Origin of the sequence: Companilactobacillus zhongbaensis, from assembly GCF_003946515.1 — a bacterium.
GTDB classification, from domain to species: Bacteria; Bacillota; Bacilli; order Lactobacillales; family Lactobacillaceae; genus Companilactobacillus; species Companilactobacillus zhongbaensis.
Genome location: NZ_RHOM01000012.1, coordinates 1 through 19,170, shown reverse-complemented (window position 1 = coordinate 19,170; position 19,170 = coordinate 1). Strand labels below are relative to the sequence as shown.

The following is a 19,170-nucleotide window of genomic DNA, read 5'->3' as shown; positions in this document are numbered from 1 at the left end:
TTAATATTTCACCGCGTTGTCCTTAGGATTTATTTTCTTGGTGAATAGAGTGTATGACCAAATGAAGTAGATCAATACGATAGGTACAAGGATACATGCAACAATTGTCATAACTGTTAATGTGTACTGTGAGTTAGCAGCATTCTTAAGTAGAATGTCGTTACCTTTAATTGTACTGATCATTACACGTGGGAACATACCATTGAAGATAAGTACGATAACTGCACTCAATGATAATCCTGATCCAACGAAGCTCCATCCTGCTCTATCCTTTAGGACTCCATAGTAACCCAACAATGAGAATAATACAATTAGGATTGTAATAATCAATGATGAGACTAATTTCTTAGTAAAGAAGTCTGTTTGGAAAATAACTAGTAGGGCGAATAATACTTCACCAACAAAAAGAATTGGGTAAAGTACTTTGTTCATGTTGCGTGCACGGTCGGCTAATGAGCCTGACATTCTCAAACGTAGGAAGTTCAAGCCGTGTACTAATGATAAACATACACCAGCAATACCACCAACGATTGAAAGCCAGTTAACAACATCGAAGAAGCCAAGACCTGTAGCATCACCGTTAGCATTCAAAGGAATACCTTGGATCATGCTTGTAAGCATCATAACTAAGAAGAATGGTGCTAATGCACTGCCTAGGAAGAATAACCATAACCAGAAATTCTTACCAGATTTTGATTCGGCGTGTTTTGTAAATTCGAACGAAACACCACGAATGATTAAAGCAACTAAAACTAACATTAATAGGTAGTAGTAAGCTGAGAACAATGATGCGTACCACATAGGGATCGATGCAAACATTGCACCACCAGCTGTAACTAACCAAGTTTCATTTCCGTCCCAGTGAGGGCCGATTGATGATTGAATAGCAATTTGTTCATCTTGATCTTTAGCGATAAGACGTGTTGCCATACCAACACCAAAGTCGAAACCTTCAAGGAAGACGAAGATAGCAAATAGTAAACCAATTATACAGAACCATAAAATTTGAAGTGTTGTCATTATTTACCAAATGCCTCCTTTGCGAAAGGATCCACATTTTGCTTAGAATCCTTTTCTTCGAAGTAAGGACCTTGATGCAATGTCTGTCTGCTGTACCAAACCATGACACCACCGAGGAAGGCAAACAATACAAAGTAAAGAATATTACTAAATAGTAAGCTTCCGATAGTTGATGAAGGTGATACGGCTTGAGAAATTGTGAATAAACCATATACGATCCAAGGATAACGACCGAACTCAGTTACGAACCAACCAGCTGAGTTACCGATAAATGGAACCCAAATACCAATACCTAGCAAGTGTAGCAACCATCTCTTGTTTTCGATTGTGTCCTTGTTCTTTCTTGAGAATAGAAGTCCTAAGAAATCAAAGATAAGAATAATAAATGCGATAGCTGTCATTATTCTGAAACTCCAGAACAATGTCTTTGCAGGTGGGTAGAAGTCTAATTCTGAACCCATTTGCGTACCGAATTTCTTGTTACCATATTCGTTATTTAGTTCTTTGTTAATTTCGTTCATACCTTTAACAGAACCAGATGTCTTATGGTAAGTCAAAAGACTCAATACCTTAGGGATCTCAACTTGGTGAGATGCCTTGTGACCCTTAGCATCGATTGTTTCAATAACAGTCCATGGAGCTGGGTCTTTTGTCGTCTTGTAAATACCTTCAGTAGCGGCAAATTTCATTGGTTGATCTTTAAGCATTTGTTGTGTTTGGAAATCACCAGCAACAATTGTTAGAAGAGCACCAACTAAACCTACCCAAAGGCCGTATCTTAATGATGTCTTGAAGAAGTGGTTTTCACCTTTCTTCTTACGAAGAAGACCATAAGCACTCATACCAGCAATAACGACACCAGCTGTCATAATAGCTGCAATGATCAAGTGAGGGAACACTCTCCAAAGTTGTGGGTTAGCAACAACGTCACCAAAGCTTGTTAGCTTGATACGTGTGTGGCCACCCATAACTGCGATAGTGAAACCTGTTGGGTGTTGCATGAAACTGTTAGCAGCCAAAATCCAAATAGCTGATAACATAGTACCGATAGATGTCATCCAGATCATGAATGCGTGCCAACCTGGTGTGAATCTATCCCAAGTGAACATCCAAATACCGATGAACACTGATTCGATAAAGAATGCTAGTAATGCTTCGATAGCAAGTGGTGCACCGAAGACATCACCCATGAATCTAGAATACTCTGACCAGTTCATACCGAACTGGAACTCTTGAATAAGTCCTGTAACAATACCTACAGCGAAACTAAGAAGGAAAATCTTTCCCCAGAATTTTGCCATAGTACGGTAAACTTCGTCTTTTTTGACTGCGTAAATTGTTTCCATGATAGCTACAACAAATCCCATTCCGATTGAAAATGGAACGAAGAAGAAATGGAACACGGTAGTCATCGCGAATTGGAAACGAGCCAAGCCGACGATAGTTAAGCCTAGTCCGTACATATAATTACCTCCTCCTATAACTTTGTATAGATATATATCTATAACTACGTTTATCATATGATTAATTAATTGAAATATCAATAGTGATAAATGATTTATCACGATATAAACAACGATAAAAAAAAGCAAGCCTGAAAAGGCTTGCATTAATGCTTGCTACGACGGCTTTTTGACGGGTCGATGTTTGGCGAGCGATTTAAATTATTTTTTGAAGAATTATTTAAGTTTTGCGGATTATTCGGATCAAAACGGTTATCGTAAGGATTTTGTCCCTGATTTATATGGCCATAGTTTTGACCGCTCTGGTCGCTATATTGATTGTTAGCTTGCGGATCACCGTTATATTGACCGTTGTATTGGTTGAAATTAGGATCATTTGGATAATAACCATTACCCTGGCCGTTATTGTATAGACCATTTGGGGATGCTTGGTTGTTTGAATATAGATTAGTTTGACCTTGGTAATTGGATCTAGTTGGTGTTTGATTATTGTAATTCGGTTGATAACCATTGTATTGATTTGGCTGATCAGTCAAATTACTTTGGTCATAGTTTTGATTACGCAAGTATCCATTGTTCGAACTTTGTTGATAATAGTTGCTACGATTGATCGATTGACTTTCATCAACGTCATCATCTTCAGGAACAGGATGAATGATCAAGTCGACGATACTCGTGATCAAGACGGCAGCTCCAATTACGATCCCGATCCATGACCAGATCTTCAAATAACTAGTATCTGGAAAGCCGGAATTCATCAATCCCATTACTGCTCCAATTATCAAGATCAAGAAGTTGATAATATCGGGTACCAAACTATAAGTACGGTTAGTCAAAATGTAAATAATGGCGGTGATGATGTAAGTGATGGCGATCATAATACCTGCCGCACCACCAATGGCACCATTACCAATCAAAGCTGAAATGAAACCAGCAAAGCCAGTCTTGATCATTAAGATGATCGACAGGATAAATAGGATCGTCGCCGCAGAGATTTTAGTGATTCTTACCATGCGAAAATATCCTCCCGTGAATTTTTTCTACTATTGTATGTCGTCTTTAACGAAGTGGTTGATCGGACCATATTTATGTCCAACATCGATGATGTTTTTGATTGCTTGGTAGGTGAAAGTCTTAGAAACACGGATAGCTGTTTCTAGATCTTGACCTTTAGCAACCTCAGCAACGATCGATGAAGATAAAGTGTCACCAGTTCCGTTAATGTGATCAGTTTTGACATAAGGCTCTGAGATCCAGAATGATTGACCATCTTCCAATAAGACGAAGTCTTCAACATAATCGATCGAATCATCAGCGTGTTCACCTTTGATCATAATGTTCTTAGGTCCGAGCTCTTGCAACTTGTGAGCGGCTAAAACGATCTCTTCTCGACTGTTCAATTCCATGCCTGACAATTTCTTAGCTTCATAAAAGTTAGGCGTAATAATATCAGCTAGTGGGAAAAGACGGTCGATCAAAGTTTGATAGGCATCTTCTTCTAATAACATAGCCCCATGTTTAGTAATGATAACAGGGTCCAAAACGAAAAAACCGAATGGTTTGTCTTGGATAGCATCAGCGACTGTATTAATAGTAGCAGAATCAGAAAGCATACCAGTTTTGAATGCCGAAACTTTGAAGTCGTCCTTGATGTCATTGATCTGACTGTCGATAAATTTAGGAGACATAATCGTGGCATCGTGAATACCGTAGGAATTTCCAGCAACTGCAGCAGTTAAGACGGACATACCGTAAACTCCACGAGCCATGAAGGTTTTAAGATCAGCTTGAGCGCCAGCACTTCCATCGGAATCAGAGCCAGCAATAGTTAATACTTGAGTAAATTCGTTCAAAATAATGCCTCCTAGATTTCTAATTACTTAAATATTACCAGTAATATGGTAAAAGTGTTATCAATTTACTTTATTAGATGAGAATATCCTAATTTTTAATTAAATCGTATCAATATTCCTATAAAAAAATATAACGGTGTGACATTGACTTATATTTTATAAATATATTTTTACCATTTCACAAATTAACAATGTCCAAATTAAAGAATTTTAATAAATACATGGCAAAAACCGCTCAATTATCAACTTATAAATCGTTTAACCGTTGATAATTGTAATTGTTAGCAATCTTACAACGCTATGTAATGATCGATAATTCACAAAAATTCGGTAAAATATGACTTGTTTCAGACTATTTTCATTTTCATTTATATTCCTATAAATCTACGATTCCTATTATAAAGGCAATTATAATCGCATACTTACGAAATCATTTTGTAAAAATCAAGTAATATTTTTGAAATTATTTTGTGAAACCAGTTGCATTAAGATAGGTGTAAACGTTATTATGAAGAAGATATAACAAAAGTTATATCTGTTTTTTATCAAAAATTATAGATGGGGGGATAAACGGTATGTCGTTGCTAAAGAAAGCCGTCGTAACTATTTCGGCTCTTGCATTAGCCGCACCAATGGTTGCCAATGGTACTGCTGGAATCGCAGCAGCTGCATTGGCTGGCACGGAAAATGCAAAAACTGAAAACGTTGCAAAAGATAATTCGAGCTTGAAGACACCACTTAGAAATGCAAATAGCATTTTTAACTTGAAACTCGATAAGCAAAAGGATGGCTATGTTCTTGTAACTAACATCGCCGCTTCCGGTAATAATGTTATTCAAAAAGGCGAACAGCTCGTTGTTGATTTCGACACCGACAACGTTGATTTGGATAGCAGTTCTGTTATCAACCAAAAAGGTTCTTTACCATATTCGGTAAAGAAGAATGCTGATAAGGGGACAGTTACATTTACATTTAACGAGACTGTGCATGATGCAAGTTATTCGTCAGCTATTGGAGTAGCAACGAAGAACGTGTATGACACAACTCCTGTTAAAGCAAACTTCGAAGGTGCAGCTATTAAAGTTGCCAACAATAAGTTGACTTCGAAGTGGCATCCTCAAGCTACGACTAGTTCATATACTTCCACAACTAGTCAACAATCGTACAGCACACAGCAAGCAACTAGCCAATATGCTTCAACTCAAGCAGCATCGAGCTACAGCACATCTAGTTACACTACTTCATATCAACAAGCTGGAACGACAACATCTACTCAAGCCGGTACTACATCTCAACAAGGCGAGAATAGTTACTATCAACCAACTTTTGACGAAGCTGAAAAAGCTGTGATGGGTCAAACTACTATTAAAGTAGTCGGTGATCTAACTACAGATACAGAAACAAGTGCTAACCAAGCAACTACTTCTGATGACTCATCAACTGTAACGAACAATGCACTTGGCGAGACTACAACGTCAGCAAATCATACAACATCGGCGAATAACCAGCAAGCTACGACAACTGAAAATTCCAATGCGCAGGGATCTTCAGTTACAACTAGTCAGCCAGTTAAGACCGATACTAGCCAAAACACTGAAAAAGTAGACAACTCAAGTGACAATGCAACGCAAACTGCGACACAAAACGTAACAAGCAACACTGCTTCAGGTAACACTGCAAGCAACAATGCAACAACGACGGCAACGGTTGACCAACCGGCACAGTCGAAGACAGGAACTTCTACGCAAGTTCAGGCTGGGACGACACCTGAAAATGTCATCCAAACGCCAGATGGTAAAGCATCGGATCCACAAGCTACTCTCGATGAAGTATTGAAGAATAACGATACAGATCCAAACAATGCTGATAACACTGGCGAAACGAAGTCTTACCAAAAGAACGAAACGTTCGAAGGTATTAGACAGGACATTGAAAACAAAGTTCCAGAAGCAACTTATGCAGAAAAAGCTGAAATCGTCAAAGCTATGCCAGGAATTTGGTCATACATTGCAAAAGCTGATACACAAGATCAAGTGTTTAACTTCGCAACACTTCTCTCAACCGGTAGAACAGCCTACACAACAATTAACGGTGTAGCTGATCCTAACGGTGCAAGTGTTCTTCAGCAACAAATGCCAAGCTTATTGAAAGCCTTCGGTGAAAATATGGCTGAAGATGCATTTGATAAAGCAATGGACATAGACGTTTTATTAGATTCACAAGTTTACCAAGATTACATCAACGGTAAATCTTCAGCTACTGATAGTGAACTTGACGCTTCCGAAGCTTGGAACGCTATGAAAGATCACATCACAGTTGAAAAAGTTGATTCTAATACAGATACATCAGGAGCAACTAACTTAAAGAAGCGGACTTACAATCCAACTGCTACTTTAAATAGTTATGCTGCTTCAGCTCTAGCAGAACAAAATGCTAAGAGAGCTGATAACCTTGTTATCAACAAGACTACTTCATCCAACGAGGCAACTGAAGCTACTGACGAACAAGCTCCAGCCAAGGATGGAAAAGCCAATGCTGCTCTATTCTCAAAAATGGAGAAAGACATGGGCGACAAGATGAAAGGTTCATCAGAAATGGATAAGGCGGAAATCCTAGGATCACTTCCTGGAATTTTGAATGACTTATCAAGCAAGACTGATTCATCAGATACAACTGGTACAACAGCCAAATACTTGCAAAAGACGACTGACGGAAACCAATACTTAATTACATTGAACACACAACCAATCAGTGGCAGTTCTGACAAGTATCTAGCAAACTTACCACAAGTATTTAACGCCTTTGGTGATAGCTTGAAAGATGGTGACTTCGATCAACCTATCAACAACCAATTGATGTTAAACTCACAAGTTTACAAAGATTACTTAGACGGTAAATATGTACCTGATGCACTAGTTCAAAAGAAGACAGTAGATAACAAAGATGACTTGCTACCAGCAATTCTTCTAGCTATCTTAGCTGTTCCACTTGCTGCATTAGCAATGGGTGTAGTTGCTATCGTAACTTCACCAATCTGGGTTCCATTAGCATTGATCACATGGGGAATCGTATTTGCAATCACTGCACTACCTGTTGTATTCATTTACACAGTACTAGGCGCATTGATCATTCCTTCATTGATCTTGTTCCCAATCATGTTAGTCGTATCATTATTCACAGCACCATTGCTATTGATCGCTAACTTGATTCCAATTATCAACTTGATTACTGTTCCAATTAGTCTAGTTGTATTAGCATTAACATTTATTCCAGGATTCATCGTATTAACATTTATCCCAATGGTTCTATTAGCTGGCGCTATAGTTCTTGCAGGATTAATTGTTCCACTAGTTATGACAATTGGTCTTGTAATTGCTCAAGTAATTGCAGGTATCATCTCATTATTAACAGGTGGATTATTAGCAATGCTTCTTCCAATAACGGCCTTATTAGGATTAGTAATTGCTGGACTATTTAGTTTACTTGGATTAATCGGATTTGCATTGATCGCAGGATTGATCATGGGTGTAGTTCTCGGATTGATCATTGCCGGATTTGCTGTATTAACAGTCGTGGCTGGTGGATTTGCCGGAGTCATTGGACTTGGACTAATCGCTGGTATGGCCGTAGTACTTCTAGGATACTTAGCCTTTATGGCAGGAGGTATGCTAGCCGGTATGGCAATATTCTTGATTCTATTACTTCTAATGCCTCAGTTCTTAGTACTGAACTTCTTATTGTGGTTCATCGGCTTCGGATTCATGGCATTGATCCTAACTGATCTAGCTCTTCCAAGTCTATACTTAGCAGTAGCTATCGGTGGACTCATGATGCTATTCTTCATTCCAGGACTATTGATTGCATTATCATGGCCATTCTGGATGGGTCTAGTATTAGCAATTTCAATTCCAATCGTTGAGATCGCATTCGTAATCGCATTACCATTCTCATTCATTCCACTATTTGGTTGGATCGCAGACGCTATCGTTGGTGTAATTATCTTGATTCAAGCTATTGCATTAGCAATTAGTATCGTAGTTCCTATCGTTATCGGTGTACTTATGATGACTGTTGGTATCATTGGATTTGATATCGCTGCAGCAGCCGCACTTGTTATTGAGTTAATCAAGAAGAAGGAAGTTGCTGAAAGAATTCATGTAAATATTAAGCCTAACTGGAATAGAAAGATTCGCCCTGTTGGTTTCTGGACTAACAGCGATCCTCTATCTGTTGCTTTAGCTTAATTAGTTTTGATATTGAAGATGTTTAAGACAGTTTATGTCTTAAGCATCTTTTTTTGCTTTGGTTTTGGTGTTTTTTGAGGTTATAGGTTGGTTGGTGGTTCACTGCCGGTCCTGTGGAGGGTTTCGGGAATTGCGCCGTGGAACGCTGCGGACCCACTTTGAGCTATCCAAGGTAAGACCGCCTTGGACATCTCAAAGCTGGGTCTTTTCGTAAGCACGGCCCATGCCGTGCAAACGAAAATTTCGCGGCTGACGGCGAATTCCCTCCACCCTCCACAGGACCTAGGTTGGTACAAAACTAATTTTTTTGTGGGGGTACGGTACTTACTCTTATGGTGGTATGTTGTTTTAGCTTTTGGATTACGTACCTAGCCTCTCCTCGTTTTTTAACGGGTTTGTCTCGGTTTCTATCTTTTAGATTATGGTTTATGATGGGCAAGAATGTTCAAATACAGTGATACTGTGTAACGTTATGGTGAACCTTGTTTCTTCTTAATAAAACCACATCAAAAGGCTCTTCTCGTTCTTTTAATTCGAATGAGAAGAGCCTTTTGTATTGTCTTAATAGCTTTTGGGGTGTTTTTTGAAATCTGGAATATATTGGAAACCAAGAAATGGAGCAACTATTCCATATACTGCAATCAACACTAGTAAAGATAAGTACCGTGCCCACCCACCAAGAAAGATATTTATTACTAACCTAGGTTCTGGGGGGTGGAAGGAATTCGCTGTCAGGTGTGAAATTATTCTTAGCGATTTATCGCTTAGAATAAGACTCGTATTTGAGATCGTCGAAGTGAACTTCTTCGAGGAGCTCAAATCGACGTCCACACCGTTCCACAGCGCAATTCCTGGAACCCCCCAGAACCGGCAGTGAACCGCAAACAAAAAAGCCTCGATATATATATACATATACCGAAGCTCTATTTTTAAACTACGTTTGGATTTTTTTCTACTAAATCTCTATAGAAATTAGCTAATGTTAGTCTCATATAAGGAATGATCCAGATGAAACCTATTCCTAGGGTGATTCCTCCTAAGATGAACCAGCCGATGAAGCTTAAGTATAGTACGAATAAGTCTGCTTTGTGACCGTCCATTAGTTGGCGACTCTTAGTTACGAAGTCTACTAGGGCGTATCCTCCAGCTTGGCCTTTGTCTGATAGATCCTTGTAGATGAAATATGTTTGTGAGTATGAAAATGTTTTAATAATTCCGGGAATAACTAGTAATAATGACCATAGGGCTGTTAGTACGTAAACGATGATGAACATGCCGATCATTTTGTACCAGTCTGGATTTTTGAAACGAGCGAAGTTACTGATCACTGGTTGGAATTGTAACTGTGGGTTTCTGATCCAGTCTAAGGCGCGGTAGTCTGCTGTGGTCGAGATCACTCCGAATAGTAATCCTATGATGGTTGAAACGATGCCGTAAGTACTGAAATGCGTTCCCAAATTGGTTGGGTTGTTTAGGGCATTGTTGATGTTGATTCCGGCACTATAAACACTAGTACCGTAGGCGTATAGCATTGTGATCAAGTAGAGCAAGATACCTTTTCCCCAGTTGCCTTTTAAAGTATTCTTGGCATCTTGTTTAAGTTGAGCACGTGTTCTGTATGTTTGCATAGTGATTCCCCCTCTTAGTAAAAATTTTACAGGTTATACCATTTAAAGCAAATTATTTTTTTATAATTGCGCTTAATATTTAGCTTTTTCAGACTATAATATTATTAATCAGATTAAGGGAGTGAAGACAATGGTAGTTGGATTTGTTGGCGCTGGTAGTATCGGAGGCGCTGTTATTACAGGATTAGTGAGAAATGGATATGACAATCATCAGATTATTGTCAAAGGTGGCAAATCCAATACTGCTAAGGTTCTCCAAGACCAATTAGGTTTTAAGATGGTTCAAAAGATCAAACAAATGACAGAACCAGAAATTATTTTTGTGGCAGTTGGGGACACGGCGTTGGATAGTGTTTTGAATGAGTTGGCCGCTATTTCTGAAGGCAAGCTAGTCGTTGCATTTACGGGTGGCGCTACGATTGCTCGTTTGAAAAAGAAGTTAGGAGCTGACGCTAAAGTTGCCATTGCGATTCCTAATACTCCAGTTAAAGTCGGCGCTGGATTTACGGGAATTGCTTATTCTGAAAATTTCCCTATCGAAGACAAGAAAAAAGTAGCTTCTGTTCTTGGCTACACTGGCCAAGTGGTGGAAGTTCCTAGTGAACAATTAAGCATCCTCGGCACGATTGCAGGTTGCTCTCCCGCCTTTTTAGACGTCTTTATCGAAGCTTTGAGCGATGCGGGTGTCAAACATGGGCTCGACCGCAAATTGTCCTACAAGGCCGCTATTGGGATGGCTATTGGTACTGGGAAACTTGCCTTGCAATCAGATCAAGGAGTTCAACAATTAAAAGACGAAGTCACTTCACCAGGAGGTTCGACGATCAAAGGTGTCGCCGCACTGGAAGAATACGGTTTCAGAAATGCAGTCATTAAAGCTGTTGACGCTGCCGAAGGTGAGTAATACACTATAGTACAGTCAATTGTTGAAGGATTAATCTCGAACGCTTAAAAAGAGGGAAATTCATTATGAATTTCTCTTTTTTTGTACTTGTATAGGGAAATTACCACTGAATATTATGTTAAAGGAAATGATCAATATGAAAGATACAAAACGTGCTAAAAAGAAAAAAGTTTTTTCATCATCACTAGGTTTATTAATGATTTTTTTATTAGGATCAGCTTTTGTTGCACCGTTAAATAACAGTAAAAGTGAAACTACTAAGCACAACGATGTTGTTTCTAGTAAGATCGCGAAAAAGACTGCCAGGACGATTAAGTCGATCAAAGAGGGCAATAATAAAGTCGACAAGGATGGCAAGTCAGTTGAAGTTGAAAAACCAGTAGTTCAAGCTGCCAGTCAGGCTGACAATTCAGACGATACGCTTACTAAGATCAAAAGCTTGTCACCAAGTAAAATCAAAACTGCGGCCAGCAATGAATCTAAGGCTGCTGAGATGATCCAAAGCCAAACTAATCTAAGTGCTACTCAATCACAAAAAGCCGCCTCAGAACTGTTCTCAGACAGCAAATTCAGCAATTTAAGAAGTGATATCAACAGTGGTAACTGGATCGGAGCTTATGCTCAATATCAGAAACTTTCACATGATGGCTCGATCAAGGAACTCCAAGCAAGCCTAGGAAATTAATACTTTGCCACGATTCACAAAATGTTATAACATGTTAATAACTTTTTAGGACGATACGAGAGGGAATATCATGCGCAAGAAAAAGTCATATCGGACAGCCATTTTGGGGATTTTAATGGCGATAATTTTTGTCCAATCAATGGTACCAATGTTAGGCTTCATACCAACAGGTTTCGTCAACATTACTATTATTCATGTAACAGTGATCGTGGCGGCCATCGTATTAGGACCAACCAACGGGGCAATAGTAGGACTAGTTTGGGGAATCGGAACGATTTTAAGAGCCTTGACCAGTCCAACATCGATCATCGATACCACAGTCTTTACTAACCCGATAGTAGCCATCTTACCTAGAGTATTAGTAGGCTTGATAGCAGGTTGGATCTACTTATGGTTTAAGAAGACGAACAAGCATAAACTACTAGGCATGGGTCTAGCTTCAGCAGCAGGATCGATCACTAACACCGTCTTAGTGCTAGTACTGATGAGAGTAATGTATGCCAGCGTGCTTTCCAAAGCCTATGCAGCTCAAACTTCAGCTTTAAATGCCATCTTACTAGCGATAGTTGGGACTAATGGTGTGGCGGAATTGATTGCTGCTGTGATCATTGCCCCAGCCATAGCTAGCGCAATATTGAAAACAAATAAGTTCTTGGAATAGTAAATATTTTCAGAAAAAAATAAAAGGTGCCGATTGGAATTTCCAATCAGCACCTTTTGAATTTAAAGATAAATAACATTATTTAGGCAGATACTCGCTTTTTATGTGCTGCGATTATCTTGTCAGCAATAGCTCGCGCCATGTTTTCATTTTTCAAAATAGGGCCATGTGAATATGAGCCGATGGTATTTTTATATCTCATACCCTCAACCTTATCTTCCGGATTATTACCGTAACCCTCGATCATCTTACCAAGTGGTTTCAACTTCGACTTATCATCGAAATAAGTCCGTCCACTATGGTTTTCAAAGGCACGTACTGTGCCCCATTCAGTTTCGTATTCAGTATCACCGATCATTCGACTGTCAGCCTTGAAGACAGTGTGGAAAGGTAAGATATCGAGGCATTTGATGGTGTCACCACCAACTGTTTCGTAATATTTACCTAAGAATTGGTAGCCACCACAAATACAAAGCATAGGTTTGTCATCCTCGATGTAATCCTTAATAGTTTCGCGATGGTGGATCAAGTCTTTAGCAACAACGGATTGCTCGAAGTCTTGGCCACCACCGAAAAATAGAAAGTCGTAATCATTGGCGTTAAATTTTTGATCAAGGCTAATGTTATCTACTTGTGTATCATAGCCTTTTTCCTTCAAAATGAAGCTTAAGATCTTGACGTCACCACTGTCACCGTAAGTGTTCATCAGATCTTCGTATAAATAAGCGATTTTAATCGTGTCAGACATAATATTCTCCAAAAAACTTAAAGTATTGTAATATTTAAATAATGAGGTGATTAATTTGACGAAAGAAATTAATAAAGCTAGTTTAGCAGATTTTCACGAGAAACTGAATCACGACGAATCAAACAACGTTTTGAAAAACGCCGTTGCTCAAGTTGGGATTTATAAAGCTGCCCAAAATATTGCGGCCAAGAGTAAATTAAACCCAGCTTTCAACATCGAAGTTCCCACCGGAAAAGTAACGGATCAAAAGCGTTCTGGTCGTTGCTGGTTGTTCTCGACCTTGACTAACTTAAGAACGGAATTCGCCACGAAGTATAATGTTAAGGATTTTGAGCTGTCAGAAAACTACCTATCATTCTATGATCGTTTAGAAAAAGCTAACTACTTTTTCCAAAATATTATCCAAACGGCCGATATGCCACTATCAGATAGGAAGGTCAACTTCTTGTTTGCTCATCCGAGTGGGGATGGTGGTCAATGGCAATATGGTGCTAACTTGATCAAAAAATACGGCGTCGTTCCTAGTTATGCCATGCCTGAAACGGTCGTTTCAGAAAGCACAAGCGAGTTTAACGCCACTTTGAACAACTTGCTTCGAAAAGATGGGATGGAGATCCGTCAGATGATCAAGGATAGCCAGCCAACTGAGGATCGTGTTCAAGAAATGTTATCTGATATTTATCGGATCTGTGTCTATTCATTTGGCCAGCCACCGGTCGACTTTGAATTATCGATCAAAGATGACAATGGCAAGATGATCGAACAAGCAAGTATAACGCCAAAAGACTTTTTGCAAAATTATTTTACGATCAACTTGGATGACTACATCAGTGTCATGAATTCGCCACAAACTACCAAGAAATTCAATCAACCATATACGATCGATACTCAAGGGAATATCGTTGGTGGTGAAGCTGAGAAATTCTTGAACTTGCCGATCGAACGTTTGAAAGAGTTGTCGATAAAACAGTTGAAGGGCAACGAGACTGTTTGGTTTGGTAATGATGTTGGTAATCAATCTGAGCGTCAAAAAGGATTATTGTTTGGTGACCTTTATCAATACGACCAATTATTTGGTATCGATACTAAGATGAGTAAAGGTGATGCTTTGGACACTGGGAATGCTTCAGTTTCTCACGCCATGGTCTTTACCGGGGTCAACTTGATCAACGATAAACCTAATCGTTGGAAAGTGGAGAACTCTTGGGGTGAACGAGTTGGTGAAAAAGGCTATTTCACGATGGATGATCAATGGTTCGACGAAAATGTCTATGAAGTCGTGATCAACAAGAAATATTTGACCGAAGAAGAAAGAAACGCCTTCGCTCAAGATCCAATCGTATTACCTGCTTGGGATGCGATGGAATAGTCAAATTTGGTAAAAGAAAACCGTTAGAGTTAATATGCTTTAACGGTATTTTTTTCATAAAATATTAAATAGAGCAAACAGTTGAATCAAAAGCCGTTTCGCCGTTATAATTAAATTCCAGTAAAATCCAGGTGGAATAAGTATGCATCGTAAACAAAATAGTAAAAAGCAAACTGTTTTTTATAGTATTTTAGCGATCGTAGTGGTCTTAGTTTTGTGCGTCATCTTTTTCTTTCCCATCAACAACGCCATTCGTAACGCTACAGGAAATGACACCGCTAGCGACAAGATGGTAAAGAGCGAGTTGGCTAAGAAGATCAAAGACCGCAAGACCGGAGATCCTAAAGCCGATGAAAAGATCGACAAATCGGCACGGATCTTAGAAGGTGTCAAGATGTCGGAGATCATGAAAGCCGCAAATAACCAACAATCAGCAGCCAAATTGATCGAGAAAACATCATCGATGTCACCAGAGGCCTCACAAAAGGCTGCCCAAGAGATCTTTACTAATCCTCAATTTGACCAGATTCGTCAGTCCATGAGTGATGGCGATTGGGTCAAGACTTACCAAAACTATCAAGACTTGTCTAAGAATGGCTCAATAGGTACTTTGCGGCAAGAATTAGGACAATAGATCTATCACTAGCTAATGAGCAACAAAAATCCCCGTTCAATTTTTTGAACGGGGATTTTGTCTTATCTAAAAGACTTTTTTGAGTTTATCAACGGCTAATCCAGCGATTCCCAATAAAGCAAGGCCGATAGCTGAAAGTAAGCTGATCGTCTTTTCACCGGTTTGTGGTAATTTCGAAGCCGATGATGCTGAATAAAATGGAGTAGTTGAATAAGTCTTCTTTAATGATGTAGCAGTACTCGTTGCGGGTGTGGCTGACTTTGAGTAAGTAAGTGGTGTCAAACTTGCATGAGCAGTGGGTGATCCACTAGCAGTTGAAGATGAGGCTGGTGTTGGACTCGTTGAGGATCCTGTAGCTGTTGCAGATGGAGCTGTTGTTGAACTCGTTGAGGATCCCATATCTGTTGCAGATGCAGGTGTTTCTGAATCGGCTGAAGATGCGTAACCTGATCCCATTTCTGTTGCGGCAGGAGCAGGGCTTTCCTCAGTTGTTGTTGATGCGGAAGGTTGAGTAGTTTCACTTGGAAAGACTTCTGTCGGTGTGAATGTGTCAGGTAATTCTTTTGAAGAGTTAGGTTCACTGGGCTCTTCTGAACTAGGAGTTTCATCAGTATCACTAGTTGTAGTATCTGATGGACTTGTTGTTCCAGTTGCTCCCGTTGAACTGCCTGTATCATCATAAGTAGAAGTGCCATTTTCAGCGTAGTAAATTACCGGAATAGCTGTTTGACCAGGTTGTAACGTTACTTGCAAGCTTTCATTAGTTGGAGAATAACCAGCGACTGTTGGGCTTGCTAAGTTGAGGCTTTCACCGACGAATCCTTGAGCAGCAGGAATTGGATCTCCAATCTTATTGCCGTTACTATCAACAGGTTGAACCATTAATGTGACGGGGTCACCTTGATAAGTGAAGGTAATATTCATGTTTTGATAATCTCCCAAAGCTCTAGCATCGTAAGGGAAGGCATTTTCAGGACTAGCTAGAAATGTTTCATATTGGGCTAAATCAAACTTGTTATCGACCGTTGTAGGTTCGACGCCAGATAGACTGTCGGTTGCTGTTGATGTGAAACCAGTTAGTGAGTAACCGGGGATTGTTGCTTCTGCGGCAGTAGGTAAGTAACTTGCTCCGGTGATCGTTTCGGCAGGCAAGGTTGCTGTTGGTGTCAAATCTGTATCAAAGGTCTTTAGTGGATTACCTAAAGAATCGACAGCGTTGATGGTAATCGTTGGCTTGTTTCCTTCAGTGTAATAGAAGGTTCTCGTAGTGTCACTTTGAGGCCAGTAAATATAAGACAATGGTGTGATTCCACCGCTTTTTTGTGAATCTAAGACATAGCTCGTATTATTAAAAATCATTCCGTCTGGACCAAAATAAGGTAGCGCAGTTGAATTAGTTTGAGCAGCGGTTGACGTGTCATCAGGTGTTAAGAAATGTGTGCTGCTATCCAAAACGGCCGTTGCTGGTCTGATCCCGTCAGTTTTGAAGGTGGTGTTGTTAGCTGCGTCGGTGAAATCATAAGTATTAGCTTGTTGGTAAAGTGTTTTGCCAGTAGTTTCATCAATGTAAGTGTAAGTTACCGTGACAGTCTTGAGAGCATAGTAAACTTTTACCAAGACATTACTGTTGGTGACTGGGATCGTTAATGGTGCAGTCAAACTAGCTGGTGTCCAAGCAGTGTAGTTACCTGAATTTGGGAAGGAAGCATTTAGTTGGTCTAGTAAAGCTGGTGTCCAATCCAAGGTGTAAGAAGAATCGGCTGCTTGACCACTGGCTACGGGAATGGCTGAACCTAACGATCTATCATCAGTCCCGTATGCTTGAACACTGACCGAATAAGTTGCAGGTGTCGTTGTCGAAGTGCTAGGCTCGTAAGCTAGTTCGTAACCTGCAGCAGGAACTTTATAATAAGTAAATCCCGCAGTAGCACCTGATGTTGTTGAAGTACTGCTTTGTGTAGTGGTGGAAGTTGAAGTACTAGTTGTCGCTGCAGTAGTTACAGGTGCAGTCGTACTAGTAGTTGATGTGCTAGTCGTTGGAGAACTAGCTGTCGTAGTTGTGCTCGTCGTTGACGTTGTTGACGTTCCGGATGCAGGTTGAGCAGTCGTTCCGGTCGACGATGTTGAAGTAGTAGGCGAAGTGCCGTCTGTGGTTGTGGCACCTGTTGTCGATGTTCCAGTTGCGGTTGTTCCAGTTGTTGGCGTGTCAGAAGTCGTTGTTGTCGGCGTAGTAGTCCCTGAAGTGGAACTTGTATCAGTGGCTACTTCGGTAGAACTGGTCGGACTAGTTGTAGAATCGGTAGTCGTGGCTGCTTTGGAAACTCCTGGAATTAGAAATAGGGATGCACTGCTTAAGGCAATTGCGATTGCTAGGTCGGTGTATTTGATTTTTGAAGACATTGTTTTATTCGTGTGATTTAAAGTTTTGTTCGTCATATTATTTACCCCGATTTTTGGATCTTCTATATGATCTTTTTTTGGATAATGACCGTTTTGTTCATGTACATATTAAAGCTAACTTTAAGTTTGTTAAAAAAATATGCATATTTAATTTGTGATTTTTTTTGGTGGAATTATTTGTTTAAAAAAATTTATGTGGTGGTGGTAGTTTGGGTTTGCGGTTCACTGCCGACTCCGGGGCCCGGGGATACAGCCGCTGGAACGTGGTGGGCACATTTTGAACCAATCGAGCAAAGTGCGCTCGCTTGTTTCAAAACTGCACCTTCTTCTAAGCTCCTCCGTCGCTAAGAAGAATTTCACCACTGAGGGCTGTATCCCCGGGCCCCTCCGTCTAGATAGTGCAACAATCTCCCTCTTGTGTGGTGGGGACCGAGTTTTTTTGTGCAAATTGGCACTTTTGGCGCGTCCTAGGTTTTTCGGTCTATCTCAGTTTCTATTCTTTCTTGTAAAATCGAAACCAAAACTAAAACCAAAAATAAACCAAAATCAAATTCAAAACAAAAAGGCAAATCTCACTTTTGAGATTTACCTTTTTTTGCTAGTTAAGATTGTTTTCTTTTGAGGCTAGTTTGTGAAGTGCTTTTTTGCTTTTTTGATACATAACGCCGTTATCCCAATTAGGGTTATTCCTGCAATGCTTAGTGCTATTGCTAGTTTGTTTCCTGTTTGAGGTAAGTTGTTGTTGGCTTTGAATGCTAATTTTGTTGGGGCGATTTTGCTTGATTCATTATGAGAATTGTCGATGTTTTCTTTTGTCGACTTTTTTATGATAGAGGATGGATCATTTGGGTTCTTTGTGTTTGTTGCTGTTGGATCTGTGGTTGCCGAAGGGTTATTTGTGGTTCCGTTGGCTGTTGTGCTTTCGTATCCTTTTGTAGCTGAGGATGCTGGCATTTTATCGGTTTCCGTATTTGTGGATATGTTACTTACGGTTACGTTACCTGCTGGATCGTTTGTTGCATCACTTGGATCTACATCAGATACTCCGTTGACGCCTGACGCTACGTTTACCGTGGATGCTGCGTTGGTGTCTGTGTCTTCAGATATTTGGTCACCTACTACTGAGCTGGAATCATAGCCGGTTTCTGTTGTTGAACTAGTGTCCCCAGTTCCGGTGTTACCAGAGTCAGAACCACCAGTAGTAGTTCCTGTATCAGTGTTACCAGAATCGGAGCCACCAGTATTAGAACCAGTGCCAGTACTACCAGAGTCAGATCCACCGGTAGTAGAACCAGAACCAGTGTTTCCTGAGTCAGAACCATCAGTAGTAGAACCAGTACCAGTGCTACCAGAGTCGGAACCACCAGTAGTAGTTCCTGTACCAGTGTTACCAGAATCGGAGTCACCAGTATTAGAACCAGTGCCAGTACTACCAGAATCGGAGCCACCAGTAGTAGTACCAGAACCAGTGTTACCAGAGTCAGATCCACCGGTAGTAGAGCCAGAACCAGTGTTACCAGAATCAGAGCCACCGGAAGTAGTGCCGGAACCAGTGTTACCA

The 19,170-nt window shown here is 40.1% G+C and carries 15 protein-coding genes; 7 read left to right on the top strand and 8 right to left on the bottom strand.

Translation table 11 applies throughout. From position 1 onward, the window contains the following. The 4 genes from cydB to thiD form a co-directional block, all read right to left on the bottom strand. On the bottom strand, nucleotides 1-1,020 hold the full coding sequence (gene cydB, locus EKM69_RS06755) for a cytochrome d ubiquinol oxidase subunit II (RefSeq protein WP_125709451.1): 1,020 nt from the start codon (nucleotides 1,018-1,020) through the stop codon (nucleotides 1-3). Beyond that, nucleotides 1,020-2,483: a cytochrome ubiquinol oxidase subunit I gene (locus EKM69_RS06750; protein ID WP_125709449.1), complete on the bottom strand. Its 1,464-nt coding sequence runs from the start codon at nucleotides 2,481-2,483 to the stop codon at nucleotides 1,020-1,022. The genes cydB and EKM69_RS06750 overlap by 1 nt, the downstream gene beginning before the upstream one ends. A gap of 146 nt (nucleotides 2,484-2,629) precedes the next feature. Beyond that, nucleotides 2,630-3,496 carry a GlsB/YeaQ/YmgE family stress response membrane protein gene (locus EKM69_RS06745; RefSeq protein WP_125709447.1) on the bottom strand — a complete coding sequence of 289 codons (867 nt, stop codon included), beginning with the start codon at nucleotides 3,494-3,496 and terminating at the stop codon, nucleotides 2,630-2,632. Between the two features lie 30 nt (nucleotides 3,497-3,526). Then, nucleotides 3,527-4,339, bottom strand: coding sequence for a bifunctional hydroxymethylpyrimidine kinase/phosphomethylpyrimidine kinase (gene thiD, locus EKM69_RS06740; protein ID WP_164505883.1), 813 nt, complete (start codon nucleotides 4,337-4,339; stop codon nucleotides 3,527-3,529). 572 nt (nucleotides 4,340-4,911) lie between these two features. On the opposite strand from thiD, the gene EKM69_RS06735 reads away from it, so the two are divergent. Beyond that, nucleotides 4,912-8,580 (top strand): hypothetical protein, encoded by a 3,669-nt coding sequence (locus EKM69_RS06735; protein WP_125709443.1) that lies wholly within the window; start codon nucleotides 4,912-4,914, stop codon nucleotides 8,578-8,580. 583 nt (nucleotides 8,581-9,163) lie between these two features. After that, nucleotides 9,164-9,457 carry a hypothetical protein gene (locus EKM69_RS12300; protein WP_164505879.1) on the top strand — a complete coding sequence of 98 codons (294 nt, stop codon included), beginning with the start codon at nucleotides 9,164-9,166 and terminating at the stop codon, nucleotides 9,455-9,457. A 52-nt stretch (nucleotides 9,458-9,509) separates the two neighbouring features. On the opposite strand, the gene EKM69_RS06730 is transcribed toward EKM69_RS12300, so the two are convergent. Next, nucleotides 9,510-10,208: a DUF975 family protein gene (locus tag EKM69_RS06730; protein WP_125709441.1), complete on the bottom strand. Its 699-nt coding sequence runs from the start codon at nucleotides 10,206-10,208 to the stop codon at nucleotides 9,510-9,512. 130 nt (nucleotides 10,209-10,338) lie between these two features. Between EKM69_RS06730 and proC the strand changes: the two genes are divergently transcribed. From proC to EKM69_RS06715, 3 genes are all read left to right on the top strand, one after another. Next, entirely contained in the window at nucleotides 10,339-11,112 is a 774-nt protein-coding gene (gene proC, locus EKM69_RS06725; protein WP_125709439.1) for a pyrroline-5-carboxylate reductase, read from the top strand. Between the two features lie 136 nt (nucleotides 11,113-11,248). Further along, on the top strand, nucleotides 11,249-11,797 hold the full coding sequence (locus tag EKM69_RS06720; RefSeq protein WP_125709437.1) for a hypothetical protein: 549 nt from the start codon (nucleotides 11,249-11,251) through the stop codon (nucleotides 11,795-11,797). A gap of 70 nt (nucleotides 11,798-11,867) precedes the next feature. Then, the gene (locus EKM69_RS06715) at nucleotides 11,868-12,458 is read left to right on the top strand and encodes an ECF transporter S component (RefSeq protein WP_125709435.1); all 591 of its coding nucleotides are present in this window, start codon (nucleotides 11,868-11,870) and stop codon (nucleotides 12,456-12,458) included. An 82-nt stretch (nucleotides 12,459-12,540) separates the two neighbouring features. Here EKM69_RS06715 and EKM69_RS06710 read toward each other — a convergent pair whose 3' ends face one another. Continuing rightward, nucleotides 12,541-13,206, bottom strand: a complete 666-nt coding sequence (locus EKM69_RS06710; RefSeq protein WP_125709433.1) for a type 1 glutamine amidotransferase — start codon at nucleotides 13,204-13,206, stop codon at nucleotides 12,541-12,543. Between the two features lie 55 nt (nucleotides 13,207-13,261). Between EKM69_RS06710 and EKM69_RS06705 the strand changes: the two genes are divergently transcribed. Both EKM69_RS06705 and EKM69_RS06700 read left to right on the top strand, forming a co-directional pair. Next, nucleotides 13,262-14,575 (top strand): C1 family peptidase, encoded by a 1,314-nt coding sequence (locus tag EKM69_RS06705; RefSeq protein WP_125709431.1) that lies wholly within the window; start codon nucleotides 13,262-13,264, stop codon nucleotides 14,573-14,575. Between the two features lie 142 nt (nucleotides 14,576-14,717). Continuing rightward, nucleotides 14,718-15,209, top strand: a complete 492-nt coding sequence (locus tag EKM69_RS06700) for a hypothetical protein (protein WP_125709428.1) — start codon at nucleotides 14,718-14,720, stop codon at nucleotides 15,207-15,209. 66 nt (nucleotides 15,210-15,275) lie between these two features. On the opposite strand, the gene EKM69_RS06695 is transcribed toward EKM69_RS06700, so the two are convergent. Both EKM69_RS06695 and EKM69_RS06690 read right to left on the bottom strand, forming a co-directional pair. Beyond that, on the bottom strand, nucleotides 15,276-17,645 hold the full coding sequence (locus tag EKM69_RS06695; RefSeq protein WP_125709426.1) for an LPXTG cell wall anchor domain-containing protein: 2,370 nt from the start codon (nucleotides 17,643-17,645) through the stop codon (nucleotides 15,276-15,278). 588 nt (nucleotides 17,646-18,233) lie between these two features. Next, nucleotides 18,234-19,170: LPXTG cell wall anchor domain-containing protein (locus tag EKM69_RS06690; RefSeq protein WP_125709424.1), on the bottom strand; the 937-nt coding region annotated here is incomplete at its 5' end.

Coding starts and splice junctions, on each gene's coding strand:
- EKM69_RS06735 (WP_125709443.1), top strand. CDS start 4,912: ATGTCGTTGCTAAAGAAAGCCGTCGTAACTATTTCGGCTCTTGCATTA.
- EKM69_RS06715 (WP_125709435.1), top strand. CDS start 11,868: ATGCGCAAGAAAAAGTCATATCGGACAGCCATTTTGGGGATTTTAATG.
- EKM69_RS06745 (WP_125709447.1), bottom strand. CDS start 3,496: ATGGTAAGAATCACTAAAATCTCTGCGGCGACGATCCTATTTATCCTG.
- EKM69_RS06720 (WP_125709437.1), top strand. CDS start 11,249: ATGAAAGATACAAAACGTGCTAAAAAGAAAAAAGTTTTTTCATCATCA.
- EKM69_RS06700 (WP_125709428.1), top strand. CDS start 14,718: ATGCATCGTAAACAAAATAGTAAAAAGCAAACTGTTTTTTATAGTATT.
- EKM69_RS06710 (WP_125709433.1), bottom strand. CDS start 13,206: ATGTCTGACACGATTAAAATCGCTTATTTATACGAAGATCTGATGAAC.
- proC (WP_125709439.1), top strand. CDS start 10,339: ATGGTAGTTGGATTTGTTGGCGCTGGTAGTATCGGAGGCGCTGTTATT.
- EKM69_RS06730 (WP_125709441.1), bottom strand. CDS start 10,208: ATGCAAACATACAGAACACGTGCTCAACTTAAACAAGATGCCAAGAAT.
- EKM69_RS06695 (WP_125709426.1), bottom strand. CDS start 17,645: ATGACGAACAAAACTTTAAATCACACGAATAAAACAATGTCTTCAAAA.
- cydB (WP_125709451.1), bottom strand. CDS start 1,020: ATGACAACACTTCAAATTTTATGGTTCTGTATAATTGGTTTACTATTT.
- EKM69_RS06750 (WP_125709449.1), bottom strand. CDS start 2,483: ATGTACGGACTAGGCTTAACTATCGTCGGCTTGGCTCGTTTCCAATTC.